The sequence below is a fragment of the Maricaulis parjimensis genome (assembly GCF_016817355.1).
In the GTDB taxonomy this organism is placed as follows: Bacteria; Pseudomonadota; Alphaproteobacteria; order Caulobacterales; family Maricaulaceae; genus Maricaulis; species Maricaulis parjimensis.
On the sequence record NZ_JADOTT010000001.1, the window covers coordinates 280,768 to 295,192 of the forward strand.

Annotated in this window: 14 protein-coding genes; 11 read left to right on the forward strand and 3 right to left on the reverse strand. The window is 63.1% G+C overall.

From position 1 onward, the window contains the following. Nucleotides 1–40: 40 nt before the first annotated feature. The 6 genes from I0K07_RS01070 to I0K07_RS01095 all read left to right on the forward strand — a co-directional run bounded on the left by I0K07_RS01070 (nt 41) and on the right by I0K07_RS01095 (nt 5,235). Nucleotides 41–1,741: a hypothetical protein gene (locus tag I0K07_RS01070; protein ID WP_203290816.1), complete on the forward strand. Its 1,701-nt coding sequence runs from the start codon at nt 41–43 to the stop codon at nt 1,739–1,741. 49 nt (nt 1,742–1,790) lie between these two features. Beyond that, entirely contained in the window at nt 1,791–2,363 is a 573-nt protein-coding gene (locus I0K07_RS01075; RefSeq protein WP_203290817.1) for a DUF1214 domain-containing protein, read from the forward strand. Next, nucleotides 2,360–2,878, forward strand: a complete 519-nt coding sequence (locus I0K07_RS01080; protein WP_203290818.1) for a DUF1254 domain-containing protein — start codon at nt 2,360–2,362, stop codon at nt 2,876–2,878. The genes I0K07_RS01075 and I0K07_RS01080 overlap by 4 nt, the downstream gene beginning before the upstream one ends. A gap of 54 nt (nt 2,879–2,932) precedes the next feature. Beyond that, complete coding sequence (locus tag I0K07_RS01085; protein WP_203290819.1) at nt 2,933–3,436, forward strand: nuclear transport factor 2 family protein; 504 nt, start codon at nt 2,933–2,935, stop codon at nt 3,434–3,436. 99 nt (nt 3,437–3,535) lie between these two features. Further along, the gene (locus I0K07_RS01090) at nt 3,536–4,594 is read left to right on the forward strand and encodes a hypothetical protein (RefSeq protein ID WP_203290820.1); all 1,059 of its coding nucleotides are present in this window, start codon (nt 3,536–3,538) and stop codon (nt 4,592–4,594) included. Continuing rightward, nucleotides 4,594–5,235, forward strand: a complete 642-nt coding sequence (locus tag I0K07_RS01095) for an HAD-IA family hydrolase (protein WP_203290821.1) — start codon at nt 4,594–4,596, stop codon at nt 5,233–5,235. The genes I0K07_RS01090 and I0K07_RS01095 overlap by 1 nt, the downstream gene beginning before the upstream one ends. On the opposite strand, the gene I0K07_RS01100 is transcribed toward I0K07_RS01095, so the two are convergent. Both I0K07_RS01100 and I0K07_RS01105 read right to left on the reverse strand, forming a co-directional pair. Continuing rightward, complete coding sequence (locus tag I0K07_RS01100; protein ID WP_203290822.1) at nt 5,236–6,159, reverse strand: hypothetical protein; 924 nt, start codon at nt 6,157–6,159, stop codon at nt 5,236–5,238. It abuts the gene before it with no gap. A 55-nt stretch (nt 6,160–6,214) separates the two neighbouring features. After that, nucleotides 6,215–8,395 (reverse strand): prolyl oligopeptidase family serine peptidase, encoded by a 2,181-nt coding sequence (locus tag I0K07_RS01105; protein ID WP_203290823.1) that lies wholly within the window; start codon nt 8,393–8,395, stop codon nt 6,215–6,217. Between the two features lie 87 nt (nt 8,396–8,482). On the opposite strand from I0K07_RS01105, the gene dapF reads away from it, so the two are divergent. From dapF to I0K07_RS01120, 3 genes are all read left to right on the forward strand, one after another. Next, nucleotides 8,483–9,301, forward strand: coding sequence for a diaminopimelate epimerase (dapF, locus tag I0K07_RS01110; protein WP_238934372.1), 819 nt, complete (start codon nt 8,483–8,485; stop codon nt 9,299–9,301). A gap of 106 nt (nt 9,302–9,407) precedes the next feature. Further along, nucleotides 9,408–10,703: a tetratricopeptide repeat protein gene (locus I0K07_RS01115; protein WP_203290824.1), complete on the forward strand. Its 1,296-nt coding sequence runs from the start codon at nt 9,408–9,410 to the stop codon at nt 10,701–10,703. Nucleotides 10,704–10,797: 94 nt separating this feature from the next. Continuing rightward, on the forward strand, nt 10,798–11,076 hold the full coding sequence (locus I0K07_RS01120) for an usg protein (protein WP_203290825.1): 279 nt from the start codon (nt 10,798–10,800) through the stop codon (nt 11,074–11,076). A gap of 3 nt (nt 11,077–11,079) precedes the next feature. Here the strand turns inward: I0K07_RS01120 and I0K07_RS01125 are convergent, their stop codons facing one another. Further along, nucleotides 11,080–11,430, reverse strand: coding sequence for a hypothetical protein (locus I0K07_RS01125; RefSeq protein WP_203290826.1), 351 nt, complete (start codon nt 11,428–11,430; stop codon nt 11,080–11,082). A gap of 159 nt (nt 11,431–11,589) precedes the next feature. Here I0K07_RS01125 and I0K07_RS01130 point away from each other — a divergent pair, with 159 nt between their 5' ends. Beyond that, nucleotides 11,590–12,117, forward strand: a complete 528-nt coding sequence (locus I0K07_RS01130) for a CC0125/CC1285 family lipoprotein (RefSeq protein ID WP_203290827.1) — start codon at nt 11,590–11,592, stop codon at nt 12,115–12,117. Between the two features lie 182 nt (nt 12,118–12,299). Then, nucleotides 12,300–14,396 carry a TonB-dependent receptor gene (locus I0K07_RS01135; RefSeq protein WP_203290828.1) on the forward strand — a complete coding sequence of 699 codons (2,097 nt, stop codon included), beginning with the start codon at nt 12,300–12,302 and terminating at the stop codon, nt 14,394–14,396. Nucleotides 14,397–14,425: the final 29 nt, after the last annotated feature.

Consider the following 14,425-nt stretch of genomic DNA (forward strand, 5'->3'; position numbering starts at 1 on the left):
CTATTCGTGCAAGTCTGCGCTGCTCTCGGGGAGACAGTTCATGACCGGCAAGATCCACTACGAAGTCTTCTTCAAGAAGAACAGGAAGGCCGGCTGGGCGCTGCAGGAGGCGTTCACCGACCGCGATTCCGCGATCAAGCTGGCCTCCGGACTGGTCGCCAAGAACAAGGACGGATCGGTCCGTGTCACCAAGGAAAAGTATGATGAGGCAACGCGTTCCTTCAGGGCCGTCCCCGTCTACGAGGCCGGTGCCGAGAAATATGGTGCGATCGACGAGAAGTCCTCTGAAGCGCGCCTGCCCTGTCTGACCCCGGATGACCTGTCCAAACCCCATGCCCGCGATACGATCCGCCGCGTGCTGACCAGCTGGCTGGAACGGGTCCAGGCCGTGCCGATGGAATTGCTGCACCGGGCCGATCTGGTGGAAAACCTGGAAGCCTCCGGTACTGAGCTCCAGCACGCCGTGCAAAAAGTCGCCGTCGCCAGCGCCCGCGAGAATGACGCCAACGTCCAGAGCTTCGTCAAACAGCTCAACGAGCTGGTCCAGAAAGCCCTGGGCCGGGTCTACAAGGATGCGCGCGACAAACGCCTGCCGTCCTACCCCAAGAAAACGCCCTTCAAGGAGATCGCCAGCGACATCTTCTCCAAGGACAAACGCCCCTATTCCCTGCGTGCCGCCATGGCCGACCGGCTCAGTCATGAGCGCAAATTCGCAGACAAGCTGGAAGTCCTGCTGGACATGTCCGACGCCCTGCCCGAGGACGCCGAGGCCCGCGCCTTCGCCCTGGCCGAGGTCGATGCCTATATCGCTGAAGTGATCAGTTTCGATGCCGGCCGCGAGGCCATGATGGGCCCGTGCAAGGATCTCGGCGAGACCCTGGAACGCCTGGCCTGCCTGTTCGACGGCGACCATTCCGCCGACGCGTTGTCGCTGGCCCCCAGCGCGGCCAAACGCCTGGCCAAGAAAATCAAGACCCGCGAATTCGAGGCCTGCCGTTCGGTCATCGCATCCCAGTTGCTCAAGGAACTGGAACGTCCGGGCCGGCTTCGCCCGACCAGTGTCCGCGATGAAGTCCGCCTGGCGCGGGACCTGGCGGCCCGCCTGGTCATTGTAGCGGACAGCCTTCTGCCGGCCGACGCCTTGATCAAGGCTTTCACCGCGCGCTCGGCCCGTCTGCTGCAGACCGATACGATCGACGAATACCTGCGCCATGCCCGCGATCCGAATGAAGAGATCGAACGCCTTCTGGCGCTGGAAGAAAACCTGGTCGGGGAGACCAATAAGGGCAAGCTGGCCAGCTATGTCCGCGGCGTGATCGGCAATGCCCGCGCGGAAAGCCACTACGTCCGGGGAGAGGGCCAGCCGCTGGAGCGCCTGGCCGTTCTCACGGCACACCAGGCTCGGGTCATGCGGGGCACCTATCCCAAGAAGGACAAGCTGGAACTGGCCGCCAGTTTCGACACGCTCGGCATGAAAATCATCGACGAGAGCAAGATCCTCAACATGGTGGAGGCCGGCGACCGGCCCGCACTCGACAAGGCGATGGGCTTGCTGCGCCTGGCCACGGCCGGTGCCCTGCCGATGGGTCATTGCTGCGGCGATGCCCAGGCCCGCGCCATCCGGCATCTCAAAGCGGCTGTCGCCCACAGCGAAACCCTGTCCGATGAAGGCCGGGCCAAGCTGAAGGGCATCCAGATGCTGATGAAGCAATTGGACGCCGCCAAGCAGCAAGCCGCCTGACATCCTGAATTGGCTTTCCAGTCCGGGACGGCCCCGCTAGGCTCGCCCCATGATCTGGCGCGCGCTCCTTTCCATCCTTCTCGGTCTTCTGACCGGCGTCGCGGCGGCCCTGTTTCTGGTCTTCGGCCCGATGGAAATCGGCGGCATACAGAACGGCGCCTGGCGCACCAATGCCAATATCGGGGCCTCCGATGCCGGCCCGCTCCTGCGCGCGGTCGTGGCCCGTCGCGGCCTGCTCGCGCTGAACCGGTCGGAAACCGTCTATTTCACCGCATGGGAAGACGACCAGGGCCGCGCGCTGGATGCGACATGCCGCTATGCCGTATCCGGTCAGGACATGCCGACGCGCTGGTGGAGCCTCACACTCTACGCCGATGACGACTTCCTGCCGCGCAATGGCGATGCGGCTTACGCCCTGACTCGTACCGATCTGGGCGAAGGCGCATGGAATATCATCGCCGGGCCGGAGCGGTTCGGCACCACACCCTGGCTGAGCACCCGCAATGCCGGCGCCTTCTCGATCACACTGCGTCTCTACCATCCCGAAGATGTCGTGCGGGAGGATCCTGAAAGCCTGGACCTGCCGTCCATCCAGCTGCTCGATTGCGGAGCGGACACATGATGCGCCTGCTCGTCCCACTTGGCCTGTTCCTCGCCAGCTTCCTCGCGGCAGGCTTGTTCACGCTCAACGCGGTGCCGGCGGTTATCATGGGCAAGGCGATGGAGCGGATCGAAGCCGCCGGCGCTGCATCCGGCGGTGTCCGTCACGCGCCGCGCCTGCGCGAAGACAACCAGACCATTGTCCGCGCCAGCCCCGATATTCTCTATTCGGTCTGTGCCTATGATCTGTCCGAAGGCGATCTGGAGCTCTCCATCCCCTGGCCCGCCGACGGGAATTACGCCTCGATCAGTTTCTACGACGCCCGCACCAATAATTTCGCGGTGATCAGTGACCGTGAGGCCGAGGGCGAGGCCATGCATCTCATCCTGTCGTCTGACCCGAATGCATCAGCCCTGCATGCCCCGACCGAACGGGGGCTGGCGCTTTACCGGCGCGTCATCAACGCCGAGACAGACCTCGAAGCCGCCGACGCGGACCGTCGTGGCTTCACCTGTACCAGCCTGTCCGATCAGTAACTTGTACTCCGGCCCAGCCCCGGCAGACTGGTCACACTGAATTGGGGGACACTCATGAAACACACCATTATCGCCGCCCTTGCCGCGGCCAGCTTCATTGCCATCCCGGCACAGGCCCAGTCCGACGAAAGCGTGGCGATCGAGACCACGATCAACGCCCTTTATGAGGTCATCTCCGGCCCGGTCGGCGAGGCCCGCGATTTCGACGCCATGCGGGAACTCTTCATGGACGGCGCCTCCATGGGCGCAGTCGGTGCCGGTCCAGAGGGCGATGGCCGCGGCCGCGTCATCACGCTGGACGATTATATCGAGCGCTCCGGCCCCTGGCTGGTCGAGAACGGTTTCACCGAACGCGCCACGCGCACCGAAATCACGCAATGGGGCGAGATTGCCTATGCCCGTTCCGCCTATGAGGGCGTGAATGGCGTCACCGGCGAGGTTTTCCTGATCGGCGTGAACTTCATCACCCTGTTCAAGGTCGAGGGCGAATGGAAAGTCGCTTCCATCCTCTGGCGCACCGAAACGGAAGACTGGCCGGTCGCCGCCGCCTTTGATTGATCGGGATCACACGCCAAGTCTCGACCCGATTTGCGAATTCCTGTTTAGTCAGGCGCTGGATGAAACCGGCGCCTGACCAGGCCCGCGGCCGAGCGAGACATGACAGCGAAATCCGCCCTTCTCCGAGACAGTCTGGACGTCTCCACGCGTCACGTCCTGCCATCGCGTTCCGTTTTCAACGCGCGTTGCGGCATTCTCACACCGCGCGAGCGCCTTGCCCTCAGCGGTGTGAGCGAGTTCCGCTACACCTGTTCCGACAGCGCCTATGGCCAGGCCGTCAGCGCCTCCGGTGACATGGCCTGGGCCGGTGATGCGACAGATGCGGATGAGCTGGTCACTTCGGACGCTTTCGCCGCCGGCGCGCTCATCGCCTCGCTCGAAAACCATATCTCTGCGGATATCGACCTGCTGACGAAAACCGGTGCGCTGGATGGTTTCCTCTCCGATGCACCCACCCTGATCGGCCCGGCCTCTGGCCTGCTGCGTCACCCGTCCTCCCAGATCCAGCCCGGCTGTGTGATCGACACGAGCGACGGCCCCGTCATCATCGACAAGGGGGCGAAGATTGCCCGGCTGAGCTATATCGCCGGCCCGGCCTATGTCGGTGAGAATGCCCGCATCGACAGCGCGCATCTGTGCGGGCCCGTCGTCATCGGCCGGGAATGCCGGATCGGCGGCGAGATCGAATGCTCGATCTTCAATGATTATTCCAACAAGCACCATGAGGGCTTTGTCGGCCATTCCATCGTGGGTGAATGGGTCAATCTCGGCGCCATCACGACCACGTCCGACCTGAAGAATAATTACGGCCAGATCCGTCTGGAAAGCGCGGCGCCCTGGTGCGGCCGGCCAGAGCTTCACCGCTATGACACCGGCGAGATCAAATTCGGCTCGATCATCTCCGAATTCGTGAAAACCGCGATCGGCACAATGATCAATACCGGCTCCATCCTGGACATCGGATCGAATGTGTTCGGCGACCGCCCCACCAAATACCTGCCCGCCTTCTCCTGGGGGGCCGCTTCGGAAAGTCTGTACGATCCGGACCGTTTCATCCGCGATGCCCAGACCATCGCGGCCCGGCGCAAGGTCGAACTCAGCCCGGCCCGGATCGAGACCCTTCGCCACATCCGCATGATGGCCGGAAAGCGCGTCTGATGCCGCTCGATTTCCAGGCCATCCTGTTCGACATGGACGGCGTCCTGGTGAATTCCAATCCGGCCATCGAGGCCAGCTGGCAGGCCTGGTGCGAGCGCAACGGGATCGATTTTTCCGCCATGAAGCCGCGGCTGCACGGTCGCAAGGCGGTGGAGGTGATCCGCGACTTCAAGCCCGATGCCGATATCGAGGCGGAATGGCAGATCCTGATCGACCAGGAAATGGCGATGGTCGGCCTCACCGAAGCCCTGCCCGGCGCCAAAGCTCTGATGTCCAGCCTGCCGGCGGACCGGTGGACCATCGTCACCTCAGCCCCGCTGGAACTGGCCCGGGCCCGTCTGGACGCCGCCGGCCTGCCCCATCCCGAGATCTGGGTCAGTGCGCGCGATGTGAAACGCGGGAAGCCGGCACCGGATGCCTTCCTGCTCGGTGCGGAGCGCCTTCAGGCCCGGCCTCAGGATTGTCTGGTGATCGAGGATTCCCGGGCGGGGATCGAAGCCGCCCTGGCCGGCGGGATTCCCTGCATCATGGTCGGACCGGAGAGTGAAACCGATCCGGGGGCCGATCTGCGCGTACGGGACCTGTCCGCCCTGGCCCTCTCAGATGGCCCGAACAGCGCGCTGAGCCTCAGCCCGGCCTGATCAGGTGAATTCGACCCGTTCCTGGGAAAAGAAGAAGAGCGACTGGATCGACGGGTCCTCGATATCGCCCTCGGTCTGCAGCAGGCTCTTCATGGAATCGCGCCGGCTCTTCAGCGCCGCCTCGAAATCAGCCTCGATCTTGGCCGTGGCCTCCATATCGGTCAGCGCATTCTTCAGCTCGACATAGAGCGTGAAATCCCCGCACAGGAACATGCTCTCATAGAGGATTTTCGAGGCGATCTTCTCGTGGATATCGCCATACATCATCTGCGCCTTCATGCGCGATTCCGGTTTGACGACGAAATCGACCTCTTCCTTGAAATTGGTCCGGCGCAGAACGAAATTCTTCACCGCCAGCATTTCCTCATCGATCGCTTTGAGCATGTCCGGATCGAACCCGTCGCGGAACACCACGACAATATCGATATCGGAGCCCTGGATCAGCTTGCCCAATTGCTGGTTCTGCCGCGGCTCGTCGTGGGCCAGATAATAGGCGATATCCCCGGCGATGAAGCAGACCGCGTTCTCGAACAGCGCTTTGCGGTGCTCGTCGGAGAGATACATGATCGTCTCGCGCGCCACGGCTAGTTTGCGGACCGAAATCTCGCGGTGATGATTGGACAGCTGGATCTGTCGTTCGATCACCTGGGAGCGCTGGTGTGGCAGGGAAATCAGTGTGAAGGTCAGGAAGTCCCGCAGGATGGACGGGCTCAGCCGGATAAAATCCTCACGCGTGATGTCATAGCGCAGATAATAGCGCGCAAAGTGCGAGATCTGCAGGAAGCCCGAGCCGAAACAAGTCCGCCAGACGTCGAGATAGGGCGCCCCGTCCAGAGCCTCCACAAGCTCCCGCCCCAGCAGGGGACCGCGGGCATTCACGGCATCGATGATACGGGTTTCCATATCGGCACTGATCACGGTCATTCCCTTTCCTGAAAGGAAAACCCCGGCCGGATCATTCCGGCCGGGGCTGTCAGCGTCAATCCATCAGCTTTTGCATCAGGAAGGTATAGAGCAGGGCATCCCGCCGGGCCGTCTCCGCGAGATTGGCCGCGGCCGAGTGACCACCGGCCGTGTTCTCGTAATAGAGATAATCATGGCCGAGCTCTTCCAGGAGATGCGCCATCTTGCGCGCATGACCCGGATGCACCCGGTCGTCGCGGGTCGAGGTGTAGAGATAGATCTCCGGATATTCCCCGTTCGCATCGACATTGTGATAGGGTGAGATCGAACGCAGGAAAGCGCCCTCATCCGGATCCGACGGATCACCGTATTCGCCCATCCAGGACGCACCGGCCAGCAGGGTGTGATAGCGCAGCATGTCCAGCAGCGGCACGGCCGAAACGACCGCATTCCACAGATCCGGGCGCTGGGTATACATGACACCCGTCAGCAGACCGCCATTGGAGCCGCCATACACGCCGGTATGGCGCGGGCTGGTCAGACCGCGGCTATGCATGTCCTCGGCGACCGAGATCAGGTCGTCATAGATACGCTGGCGGTTCATTTTCAGACCGGCCTGGTGCCAGGACGGACCGAACTCGCCACCACCGCGGATATTGGCGACCACATAGGCGCCACCATTTTCCAGCCAGAGACGGCCCCGCGATCCGGAATAGCTCGGACGGATCGACACCTGGAAACCGCCATAGGCGTAGAGCAGGGTAGGCGTCGTGCCATCCATCACCGTGTCTTCGCGACGCACCACGAAATAGGGAACCATCGTCCCGTCCGTGCTTTCCGCTTCCAGCTGTTCCACGACCAGGCCTTCCGCGTTGAAGCGTTCCGGGATCGACTTGATCGGGTCCACACTCAGCTCGGCCGCATTGATCGTGTAAAGCGTGTCCGGCGTCAGGAAGCCCTCGGCATTCATGAAGGCGATGTCTTCATGCATGTTCGTCGAGCCGAGCGAGATCGTCATATTGTCCGGCACCGGCACCGTGTCCGACGTCCAATGGCCGTCGGCAAAGTGGAAGGCCTCCAGACCGCCCACGACATTCTCGTCGATCGCCACCAGCAGGGCCGAGGCCGTCGCGCCGACATTGCCGATCGACTGGCGCGGACCGGGCATGAAGACCGTACGGACTTCCGGCAGCTCACCGCTTGCCACGAAATCGGCGAAGGTGAAGGACAGCAGCGCGCCAGCCTCATAGGTCGGCCCGCCTTCGATCGGCGTCCAGTCCTCTTCCACCGTGAAGACGAGTTCGCCTTCATAGAGGTCCTGGATGCTGGACTTGGCCGGCAGCGGGACCTGGACCGGCTCGGCATCGGCCGGCAGATACCACCAGGTCGTCTCATAGAAAGTGTCGGCTTCCGACGCCATCATGTAGACCGTGCCGTCCTCGGCCTCCATGCGGAAGGAGAATAGGCCCACATCCGTCCGGTCGCCCCGGATCACCTCGGTCGCATCCGCCAGATCCGTGCCGCGTTCCCAGCGATAAGAAACAGACGGATAGCCGGATGTGGTGGAGTCGGCTTCGCTGGTGGCCAGCCCGACCATGACCGTGTCGGCATCCACCCAGGACACACCGCCCTTGGCTTCCGGCGTGACAAAACCGCCCTCGACGAAGGCGCGGTCGGAAATGTCGAACTCGCGGCGCGTCGCCGCATCGGAACCGCCATCCGACAGGGTCAGGATGCAGCGGTCATAATCCGGTGCCAGGCAATTGGCGCCACGCCAGACCCAGTTGGTTTCCTCGGTTTCCGACAGGGCGTCGACATCCAGGATGACATCCCATTCCGGCGCGTCCGTCAGATAGCTTTCCAGCGTCGTGCGGCGCCACAGGCCATGCGTGTTCTCGGCGTCCTGCCAGAAATTCCAGACATAGCCGCCATAATAGCTGCCATAGGGAATCCGGTCTTCGCTCTGATAGATTTCCAGCGCCTGCTGATACAGGCCCTCATACCGCTCATCGCCCTGCAGGCGCGAGAATGTCCGCTCATTCTGGCCTTCGACCCAGGCCAGGGCGTCCTCGCTCTCGACCTCTTCCAGCCAGACGCGCGGATCATTTTCCGGGTCGATCTGGACAATCTGGCGTCCCGTGCCGGTCTGGTCGGTATCTGTGGTCACGGCATTACCTTCTTCGCTGGCAGGCTGGCCGCAGGCAGCAAGCGCGAAAACGCTGGCCCCGGCTGCCCAGGCGATGGATCGCTTGAACATGGTTGTCTCACCCCTTTGACTTCGTGGGGCGCAGTTAAGCCTGTCCTGCCACTGGACGTAAAGCCGTCTCGGCGGTATCGCAGCTGCATGAAGGCCCGTTTGATGAATGGCGCGGGAAACCGCTTTATCCTAGCCGACCTGCGTGACGCATCGATCCCGGTCCAGATCCCGGCTGAAACCGTGCGCAGCTGGGCCCGCCAGCATGCCTTCGACCAGCTTCTCGTCCTCGCCCGCAGCGAGACCGCCGATGCCTATATGCGCATCTGGAATGCCGATGGCGACGAAGTCGGTGCCTGCGGCAATGGTACGCGCGCGGCCGCCTGGGCCCTCATGGAGGAAACCGGCGACAAGACCGCCAGCCTCGACACGATGGGTGGCCGGCTGGAGGGCGTGCGGGCCGGACCATTGAGCGTCAGTGTCGACATGGGCCCGCCACGCCTGGACTGGCAGTCCATCCCGCTGGCCCGGCCGATGGACACGGTCACGCTGGACTATGCCGCCGAGGCCGACGGCATCCGGATCGAAAGTCCCGGGGCCGTCAATATGGGCAATCCCCACGCCGTCTTCTTCATCCGCGACGTGGAAAGCCTGCCCGTCGCCAAGCTGGGCCGCGAGGTCGAGCTGGATCCGCTGTTTCCGGAAAAGGTCAATGTCGGCTTCGCGCAAATCTATGATGCCGAACATATACGCCTGCGGGTCTGGGAACGCGGCGCCGGGCTGACAGCGGCCTGCGGCACCGGAGCCTGCGCCGCGCTCGTGGCGGCCCACAGACGCGGCCTCGCTGCCCGTCACGCCTCGATCATGGCCGATGGCGGCGAGCTCTTTGTGGAATGGCGCGAGCACGACAATCACGTCATCCTGACCGGCCCGGTTGAGGATGAGGGCGAAATCACCCTGTCGCTCTGACCCGGAAATCGCCGCATTAAACGCTGAGTTTTGCGACAAACAGGCCTTCCTGACGCCACAGATATTTCTATGATCCCCCAAACACTGTCTGTGGGGAGTGAGTGTTATGCGGTTTCTTGCGACATCCTTGCTGGCGCTCGCGCTGGGCACAATGCCGGTCCAGGCCCAGGACGAGGCCGTGCCGACCCAACAGACCGTGGCCATGGAACTCTTCGGGCTGGCCAATTCCGCCCTGGAATCCGGTGACCATGAAGCCGCTCGCCGCTTCCTCGAAGCCGCACTTGATCTCAAACCGGCTCACCCCGCCATCCTGCGCGGCCTGATGATCACGGCCATACGGGCCGAACGGGCCGACGACGCCTTCCTGGCGCTGGAACGCATGGCCGCCGCCGGGATCAGTTTCGACCCGGCTCCGGCCCGCGAACTCCTCGAAGCAGCCGACGCGACGCGCTTCGCCGCTATCGTCGCCGCACTGGAAAGCAATCAGGATCCGGTCGGCGAGGCCGAGGTCGTCGCCCGCCTCAACGGGATCGATGACCTCATCGAAGGCGTGGCCATGGATATCGAGACGGACCGGATATTCCTGTCCTCCGTGACCGGCCGGGAAATCCTGCTGCTGGAACCCTTTGCCCGCGACGAGCCGCAGGTCTTTGCTGATCGCGAAGACGGGCTCTGGTCTGTCTTCAGCCTGGCCGTCGATGATCGCTCCCGCCTTGTCTGGGCCGGGTCAGCCGCCATCGACCAGACCCCGATGGAAGAGGGCGAAGAAGGCGGCACGGCCCTGTTTGCCTTCGATCTGGTCTCGGGCGAGCTCTACCGGCGTTATGAAATCGAGGGTGCCGTCCAGATCGCCGACTTCACGGTCCGCGACGGCGTGGTCTACGCCTCCGACAGCCAGGCGCCCCGCGTCTATGTGCTCAACAGCCTGTCCGGTCAGCTGGAAGTTCTGGCCGAGGACCCGCGCTTCATCAGCCTGCAGGGCGTCGCCCTGGCCCGCGGCGCCGTGATTGTGGCCGATTATGCGACCGGCCTTTGGCGCATTGATCTGGGTGATGGCGGCGTGTCGCTGATCCGCGCCGGCGAGGAGAGCCTGATTGGCATTGACGGTCTGCGCCAGACCCGTGATGGCCGTCTTCTGGCTGTGCGCAATGGCACACGCCCGCACCAGGTCATGGCCATTGATCTCGACGAGACCGGGCATGCCGTCCGTGAAACTGAAGTTCTTCTCCGCAGCCATCCCGAACTGGGTGGTGAGTGGGGCGAACCCACCCTGGTCGATCCGGCCGACGGGCGGGCCTGGCTCCTGTCCAATGCCGCCTGGCCCTGGTTCTCCGCCGATGCGGCCGACCGGCCGGCTTCCGGTCCGCCAGCAGCGACGGTTCTGGAGATGGACCTTCCGTAAACGCGCAGCTCAGCTTTCGTTCACCGCTTTCTCATAATCTTGATTCGCGAGGGGAGTGTGGGCCCGTTGGCCCGTCCGCTTCACGGAGGTTGAGATGGCGGATATTGATCGCGAGTTCGAAGTCCAATTCCTGCAGGGCATGCGGCTGACCACAGCCGAGATCACCTATTACATGCCCGATCACCCGGCCCTGCTTCAGACCTTTCTCTGGCAGACCCAGGACATCGCCCCGAAATATCCGCGGCTTGTGCGTTTTCTGGATTTCTGGAAGCGCGAGATTGATGCCGTCATCCATTCCGTACAGGTCGCCCATCACGGACTGGTCTCCCCGGCCGTCTGGCGTTTCGCCGACTTCCAGGGCCGCCTCAACTAGGCGCTACTGACCGTCCAGGCCCATGCCGCAGGCTTGCCGGAAAACCGGGTCGGCCGAGCTGACCCGCTGGCGCAGATTGAGCACCTGGTCGAGGCTGAACCCCAGAGCGTCCACAAGGTCCTGCGGTTCACCCACCCGGCTCATATTGGGCATGGCGGCTGCGATCACGCGACGCTGGTTCAGACTGAAGCGGGAGCCGGCTTCACGTTCAAGGCAACCACACGCAGCTGCATCCCCGCCCTGGCTCAGGCAAGCCTCCAGGATTGGATTGTCTGACGTCTCCGGGTCTGTCTCCGGCGGAGCGGTTAGTCCCGCTGCCAAGCCCAGAGCCAGGACCAGCGCCTTGCCCATCATGTCGTGTCCTCACCCATGCACATGGTCGCGTGCTTGCCGGTCTGTTTCGCCAAACCCGGACGAATTGTCACCCCGACGCCACGAATTCGACCCTTTCCCCAGCGCGCAGACAAGTCATAATCAAATTCACGAGGGACGTTCGAGTTTCAAGGAGCCCCCATGCGACGCATTCTGATTGGCCTGACCGCGGCCGCCACCCTGGCAGCCTGTGCAACGCCCACCCCCTACCAGGCAGCCGATGGCGGCCGCAGCGGGTATTCGCAGACCCAGATCGAATCCAACCGTTTCCGGATCTCCTTCCGGGGCAATTCCCTGACCGACCGCGAGACGACAGAGAACTATCTGCTCTACCGGGCCGCCGAGCTGACGGTCGAGAACGGGTATGACTATTTCACGGTCGTCACACGGGCGACGGATGAAGATACCCGGGTGACAGGCACCGGCATCCACCGCTCCTATTATTCCGCCTTCCCCGTGCACTACACCTATTACCACCCGCGTTGGGGCTGGCGGGGCTGGCGGGACCCGTTCTGGGATGACCTGAATTATCGTGAAATCACGCGCTATGAAGCCAGCGCGGAGATCTTCATGGGCCGAGGCGAGCGGCCCGATGATCCGGAGGCCTTCGATGCCCGCGATGTGATGGGCAATCTGGGCAGCGAAATCATCCGCCCGGAAGCGGACTAGACACAACAAAAAAGGCCGGCCCCAGCGCCGGCCTTTCTTTTCGGGCCGGGAAATGTCGCCATTCGGCCACGCTTGGTGCGTGATCTGCACAAGAATACGGACCTCGCAGGCCGCTGCGCTTGACACTCACTATCAGTCTGAATACCCCGCCTCTGAAAATAATTCGCAGAGGCATTCCCAACATGTTCAAGTCCCGCGTTCTTCTGGCCACGACCGCCCTCACCCTGGGCCTGGGCGCCGCGCCCGTCTTCGCGCAAGAGGATGAAGACGTCATCCGCGTCGATGGCCGCTACCTCTCCCTCGACCAGCTCAATGCGGTGAAGACGCCGACGCCGATCATCGATGTTCCGCAAAGCCTGTCCATCGTGCCGGAAGTGCAGATCCTCGAGCAGGGCTATGACAATCTGGGTGACATCCTGCGCTATACGCCGGGCCTGTCGACCAGCCAGGGCGAAGGGCACCGGGACGCGATCAATATCCGCGGCAACCAGTCGACCGCCGACTTCTTCCTCAATGGCATCCGCGACGACGTCCAATACTACCGCCCGCTCTACAATCTGGAACAGGTGGAAATCCTGCGCGGCTCCAATGCCCTCCTCTTCGGCCGCGGTGGTGGCGGCGGCGTCATCAACCGCGTCACGAAATCCCCCTCGCTGGAGGAAGACTTCACCGATGCCAGCGCCAGCCTGAACACCTTCGGTGCCTACCAGGTCACCGGCGACACCAATTGGGTGCTCGGTGGGTCGTCCGCCGTGCGCCTGAACGCCTTCGTCGAGGAAATGGCCAATCACCGCGACGCTTTCGAAGGCACGCGCTACGGCATCAACCCGACCCTGCGCACCGAACTGGGCGCCCGCACGACGGCGACCATCTTCTACGAATACCTCAATGATGACCGGGTCGTGGACCGGGGTGTGCCGTCGGTCGCAACGTCCTACGGGCCGAGTGCCCCGCTCGCCGGGTTCGACGATGTCTTCTTCGGCTCGCCGGATGAAAACCGTACCACGCTGGAAGCGCACACGGTCCGCCTGCGCCTGGACCATGAGTTTTCCAACCAACTGCGCGGCAATGTCACGGCCCAATACGCCGATTATGACAAGGCCTATCAGAACCTCTACGCCGCCCGCTTCGACAATTCCGTGGCGCCGGCCCTGGTCACGCTGGACGGTTACCGCGACACCACGGCCCGCACCAATCTGGTGATCCAGGCCAATCTGGTCGGCGAGTTCCAAACCGGCCAGATCGGCCACACGCTTCTCATCGGCGGTGAATATGGCGACCAGGACACCGCGAATGCCCGCTGGGACAATGTCTTCGCGGCCAATAATGACGACCAGATCACGATCAGCCTGTCCGATCCGCTCAACATTCCGGCCTTCAGCTTCTCCGATGCTGCCCGCGACCGGCAGTCCGAGGTGAGCTTCACCTCGCTTTACGTTCAGGACCAGATCGACCTGACCGACGCCTTCAAAATCGTCATTGGTGCCCGCCTTGATCGGTTCGACGTCTCGGTTCTGGACCTGCGCGCCGTGTCGGCCACCGATGATGGCCGCCGCGGCCGCGTCGATGAGGAAGTCTCGCCGCGCTTCGGCCTGATCTACAAGCCGGCGGAGAACCTCTCCTTTTATGCCAGCTATTCGGAAACCTTCCTGCCCAGCGCCGGTGACCAGTTCCTGACCCTGTCCACCACGACGGAAGACATTGCGCCGCAAGTCTTCGAGAACCGGGAGATCGGGGCCAAGTGGGATATCAATTCCCAGCTCAGCTTCACCGCCGCCCTGTTCCGCCTGGAGCGCGGCGCCTTCACCACGGTGGATCCGGATGATCCCTCCATCGTCACGACGGTGACGGGCAGCACGACACAGGGTGTTGAGCTCCAGCTGTCCGGTTCCCTCACGGAGGCCTGGTCCATCAGTGCGGGCTATTCCTGGCTGGACGGCGAGATCGATGGCGGCAGTTTCGACGGCAATGTCACCCGCCAGACCCCCACCCACATGGCCTCGCTCTGGAACCGCTATCAGGTCAATGACCAGCTGGCCCTCGCCCTGGGCGCAACCTTCCAGGACGCCTATTTCGTCCGCGAGGACAATTCCGTCCTGGTCCCGTCCTATACGCGTATCGACGCAGCGGCCTTCTATGACCTGTCGGACACGACGCGCCTCCAGCTCAATGTCGAGAACCTGCTCGATGAGAGCTATTTCCCCGACGCGCACTCCAACACCAATATCTCGACGGGCGAGCCGCTGAACGCCCGCCTCACGATCCGCCACCGCTTCTAGCGTCACGGCGTTCGCGCACGAAAAAGGCC

Bases quoted from the DNA above. Each gene is read 5' to 3' on its own strand.
- I0K07_RS01135 (WP_203290828.1), top strand. From the start codon at position 12,300: ATGTTCAAGTCCCGCGTTCTTCTGGCCACGACCGCCCTCACCCTGGGC.
- I0K07_RS01130 (WP_203290827.1), top strand. From the start codon at position 11,590: ATGCGACGCATTCTGATTGGCCTGACCGCGGCCGCCACCCTGGCAGCC.
- I0K07_RS01115 (WP_203290824.1), top strand. From the start codon at position 9,408: ATGCGGTTTCTTGCGACATCCTTGCTGGCGCTCGCGCTGGGCACAATG.
- I0K07_RS01090 (WP_203290820.1), top strand. From the start codon at position 3,536: ATGACAGCGAAATCCGCCCTTCTCCGAGACAGTCTGGACGTCTCCACG.
- I0K07_RS01085 (WP_203290819.1), top strand. From the start codon at position 2,933: ATGAAACACACCATTATCGCCGCCCTTGCCGCGGCCAGCTTCATTGCC.
- I0K07_RS01070 (WP_203290816.1), top strand. From the start codon at position 41: ATGACCGGCAAGATCCACTACGAAGTCTTCTTCAAGAAGAACAGGAAG.
- I0K07_RS01105 (WP_203290823.1), bottom strand. From the start codon at position 8,395: ATGTTCAAGCGATCCATCGCCTGGGCAGCCGGGGCCAGCGTTTTCGCG.
- I0K07_RS01125 (WP_203290826.1), bottom strand. From the start codon at position 11,430: ATGATGGGCAAGGCGCTGGTCCTGGCTCTGGGCTTGGCAGCGGGACTA.
- I0K07_RS01075 (WP_203290817.1), top strand. From the start codon at position 1,791: ATGATCTGGCGCGCGCTCCTTTCCATCCTTCTCGGTCTTCTGACCGGC.
- I0K07_RS01080 (WP_203290818.1), top strand. From the start codon at position 2,360: ATGATGCGCCTGCTCGTCCCACTTGGCCTGTTCCTCGCCAGCTTCCTC.
- I0K07_RS01095 (WP_203290821.1), top strand. From the start codon at position 4,594: ATGCCGCTCGATTTCCAGGCCATCCTGTTCGACATGGACGGCGTCCTG.
- I0K07_RS01100 (WP_203290822.1), bottom strand. From the start codon at position 6,159: ATGACCGTGATCAGTGCCGATATGGAAACCCGTATCATCGATGCCGTG.
- I0K07_RS01120 (WP_203290825.1), top strand. From the start codon at position 10,798: ATGGCGGATATTGATCGCGAGTTCGAAGTCCAATTCCTGCAGGGCATG.
- dapF (WP_238934372.1), top strand. From the start codon at position 8,483: ATGAAGGCCCGTTTGATGAATGGCGCGGGAAACCGCTTTATCCTAGCC.